Origin of the sequence: Rhodovibrio sodomensis, assembly GCF_016583645.1 — a bacterium.
GTDB classification, from domain to species: domain Bacteria; phylum Pseudomonadota; class Alphaproteobacteria; order Kiloniellales; family Rhodovibrionaceae; genus Rhodovibrio; species Rhodovibrio sodomensis.
On sequence record NZ_NRRL01000280.1, the window covers coordinates 1 to 872 of the forward strand.

Here is an 872-nt window from a genome sequence, read left to right on the forward strand (position 1 = left end):
GCCGGCGAGGCGCCGGCTGTCTCAGCCGGGCAGCCAGACCCGGAACCGCGTGCCGGTCGCGCCGGTGTCGACCAGGCTCAGCTGGCCCCCGTTCAGGGTCGCCATCTCCTCGGCGATCTGCAGCCCGAGCCCGGTGCCGCCGCCCCGCCGGGCGAGTTCCGACGGCCGCACGTTCTCCGCGCCGGCCGGCAGCCCCGGGCCGTCGTCGATGACGTCCAGATGGCGCCAGCCGTCGTCGCGGACCGCCCCCTCGATCCGGATTCGGCTGGTACCAGCGGCATCCGCGGCATTGCGCAGCAGATTGAGCAGGATGCGATGGACCTGCTGCCGATCGGCCTGTGCGGTCGCCGAAGCCGGCACGTCGACGCTCACCCGGATGTCGCGGCTCGGCAGCTCGCTCGCCACCTCCCGGGCCAGCTCGGCGAGCGCAATCGGCTCGGGTGTCGGCTCGGGTTCCGCGGCCGAGCCGACCGACAGACTGCGCCGGCACATCTCGATGGCGCGGTCGACCGAGGTCAGGACCCCCTGGGCAAGCCGCTGAACCTGCGGATCGTCGCGGGTACTCAGCGTCTCGGCCAGCATCACGGCGTTGGCGAGCACGTTGCGCAGGTCGTGAGACACCTTCCGGACGGCCTGCCCGAGTTCGGCCAGCCGGTCAGTCCGCAGATCGTGGATCACGCTCAGGACACACCGCCGGCCGAACACCTCGATGTAGGTCGCCCGCACGCGCGCCGGCACGAACACGCCATCGCGGGCCCGGCAGGCCATGTCGTCGCGCTCCCAGTCGCCGTGCTGGATCACGTCGTCGATGAACTGCGTCAACGCCGGCAGCTCGTGCGGATGGATGTCCTGCGCGCGCACCCGGCCGATAT

At 72.1% G+C, this 872-nt stretch carries 1 protein-coding gene; it reads right to left on the minus strand.

What is annotated here, in order from left to right:
- Positions 1-21 precede the first annotated feature (21 nt).
- The coding region (locus tag CKO28_RS27755) for a sensor histidine kinase (RefSeq protein WP_200344779.1) at positions 22-872 on the minus strand (851 nt) is incomplete at its 5' end.